Annotated in this window: 3 protein-coding genes; all 3 read right to left on the bottom strand. The window is 35.7% G+C overall.

Annotated elements, in window-relative coordinates; translation table 11 throughout:
- Positions 1 to 19 precede the first annotated feature (19 nt).
- The gene (locus AB8B65_RS01110) at positions 20 to 1,279 is read right to left on the bottom strand and encodes an aminotransferase class I/II-fold pyridoxal phosphate-dependent enzyme (RefSeq protein ID WP_405298945.1); all 1,260 of its coding nucleotides are present in this window, start codon (positions 1,277 to 1,279) and stop codon (positions 20 to 22) included.
- Between the two features lie 235 nt (positions 1,280 to 1,514).
- Complete coding sequence (locus AB8B65_RS01105; RefSeq protein WP_405298944.1) at positions 1,515 to 2,555, bottom strand: PLP-dependent cysteine synthase family protein; 1,041 nt, start codon at positions 2,553 to 2,555, stop codon at positions 1,515 to 1,517.
- Between the two features lie 86 nt (positions 2,556 to 2,641).
- A partial coding sequence (locus AB8B65_RS01100; protein ID WP_405298943.1) for a prolyl oligopeptidase family serine peptidase occupies positions 2,642 to 2,915 on the bottom strand: 274 nt, incomplete at its 5' end.

The raw sequence follows: 2,915 nt of genomic DNA, 5'->3' as shown, positions 1-2,915 counted from the left end.
ATATATTTTTCAAGTAAACTTACTCACCCATCATCTCCATAATCTTCGCAGAGACGCGTTTGTATGTTCCGTCTTCTAAACGGGTACGAATTGCAGAGAAAGCTAGTAATGTTTGTTCTACGTCTTCTAAAGTATGTGATGCAGTCGGAATCATACGTAAAAGTATCAATCCTTTTGGAATTACTGGATACACTACAATTGAACAGAAGATTCCGTGGTTTTCACGCAAGTCTTTTACCAACGCCATTGCTTCCGGAATACTTCCTTTTAGATAGACTGGCGTTACACAACTTTGTGTGTTTCCAATGTCAAAACCTCTTTCTTTTAATCCGCTTTGTAACGCATTAACGATTTTCCAAAGGTTTTGTTTTAGTTCTGGCATTGTGCGTAACATGTCTAAACGTTTTAACGCGCCAACTACCAATTGCATTTGCAATGATTTTGCGAACATTTGCGAACGCAAGTTGTATTTTAAGTAATCAATAATTTCTTTGTCTGCTGCAATAAATGCACCTGTACTTGCCATCGATTTTGCAAAGGTTGCAAAGTACACGTCAATATCGTCTTGTACGCCTTGCTCCTGTCCTGCTCCAGCACCAGTCGCGCCAAGCGTTCCAAAACCATGTGCATCATCAACAAATAAACGGAAGTTGTATTTTTTCTTGAGTGCTACAATTTCTTTTAGTTTTCCTTGCTCACCACGCATTCCAAAAACGCCTTCAGAAATCACTAAAATTCCTCCGCCAGTTTGTTCTGCCATTTTGGTAGCTCGTTCTAAGTTTTTCTCTAAGCTCTCCATATCATTGTGCTTAAAGGTAAAACGTTTTCCCATGTGTAAACGTACACCGTCAATAATACATGCGTGAGAATCAACATCGTATACAATGATATCATCTTTAGAAACTAATGCATCCACTGTAGAAACCATTCCTTGATATCCGAAGTTTAGCAAGTATGTTGCTTCTTTCCCAACAAATTCAGCCAATTCATTTTGCAGTTGCTCGTGTAAGTTTGTGTGACCAGACATCATACGTGCGCCCATTGGATAGGCAGATCCGTACGCAGCAGCAGCTTCTGCATCTACTTTACGTACTTCTGGGTTGTTTGCTAAACCTAAGTAATCATTGATACTCCATGTAATTACATCTTTTCCTTGAAATTTCATTCGGTTGGAAATTTCTCCTTCTAGTTTCGGAAAAACAAAATATCCTTCTGCTTGTGACGCCCATTTTCCTAATGGCCCTTTATCCTTGTATATTTTAGCAAATAAATCCTTCATCCTATCTCAGTTTTTCTTTATGTATCAATTCGGGTTTTTGTAATGTATGAAGTTTTTTTGAAAACTTCAACGGCAAAAATAATTATTTTTACGTGTCAATCATAATAATTATCCTTTTATGTTGAATTGCTATGTTTTTGCGAATTTCTTTGAGATATTCTGATAGATATAAAAAAAAAGCAGCATAATTGTTAGTATGCTGCTTTTGAATATGTTAAACTGTAGTAGTTTCTTCTTATTTGATGTATTCTATTTTTTGTGCTTCTTCTAAATTTTTACTGTCAAAGAATCCTTGTGAACTCATCCAATCGTCACTATATACTTTACTCATGTATCTTGAGCCGTGATCTGGAAAGATGACAATTACATTGCTATTTTCGTCAAATTCACCTTCTTCTGCCAATTGTTCAATAGCTTGCATTGCTGCACCACTTGTATATCCTACAAATAAACCTTCTGTTTTTGAAATTTCACGTGCTTTGTGTGCACTTTCTTCATCTTTTACTTTGATGAATTTATCGATCACGTCGAAATCAGTTGCCGTTGGAATTAAGTTTTTACCCAATCCTTCTATTCTATACGGATAAATTTCATTCGCATCAAACTCTCTCGTTTCATGGTATTTTTTTAATACAGAACCATACGCATCAACACCTAAAACTCTGATGTTTGGATTTTGCTCTTTTAAGTATTTTGCAGTTCCAGAGATGGTTCCTCCAGTTCCACTACAGGCTACAAAGTGTGTAATGTTTCCGTTGGTTTGTTTCCAAATTTCTGGACCTGTACTGTTGTAATGCGCATCAATATTTAATTCATTAAAATATTGGTTGATGTACACAGAGCCTTTTGTTTCTTCGTGAATACGCTTTGCTACTTGATAGTATGAACGTGGATCATCTGCACTTACATGTGCAGGACATACGTATACTTTTGCGCCCATAGAACGCAACATGTCTATTTTATCTTTAGAAGATTTAGAACTTACCGCCAAAATACATTCATATCCTTTAATGATACTTACCATTGCAATACTAAATCCTGTATTTCCTGACGTCGTTTCTATAATAGTATCTCCTGGCTTTAGAATACCTTTCCTTTCTGCCTCTTCAATAATATATAAAGCGATTCTATCTTTTGTTGAATGTCCTGGATTGAACGCCTCAACTTTTGCATAGAAATTTCCTTTTATATTTTTTGTGATATGATTTAATCTTACTAAAGGGGTATTTCCGATAAGTTCGAGTACGTTATCAAAAGCATGAATTTGTTGTTCCATAAAAACTATTAAGTTGGTACAGGGTTTTATTTTAATTAAGTTTTGAAAATAAGCAAAACCTTGCAAATTTAAGTTAAATTTTTGAATTACTCCTTTATATTTTCTAAGTCTAGTAAAAACGCGTATTCTTCGGCTACTTCTTTTAGTGCTTCAAAGCGTCCAGATGCGCCTCCGTGTCCCGCATCCATATTTGTATGAAGTAGTAATTTATGGTCGTCCGTTTTCATTTCTCTAAGCTTTGCAACCCATTTTGCAGGTTCCCAATATTGTACTTGCGAATCGTGCAAACCAGTTGTCACTAACATGTTTGTATATGCTTTTGCTTCTACATTGTCATACGGTGAGTACGATTTCATGTAA

The sequence above is a fragment of the Kordia sp. genome (assembly GCF_045105435.1).
GTDB lineage: Bacteria > Bacteroidota > Bacteroidia > Flavobacteriales > Flavobacteriaceae > Kordia.
The sequence above is the reverse complement of the archived record's forward strand: the minus strand, read 5'-3'. Positions and strand labels throughout refer to the sequence as shown.

What these genes read in the sequence shown, in the direction of transcription:
- AB8B65_RS01110 (WP_405298945.1), bottom strand. Translation starts at nt 1,279, where the DNA reads ATGAAGGATTTATTTGCTAAAATATACAAGGATAAAGGGCCATTAGGA.
- AB8B65_RS01105 (WP_405298944.1), bottom strand. Translation starts at nt 2,555, where the DNA reads ATGGAACAACAAATTCATGCTTTTGATAACGTACTCGAACTTATCGGA.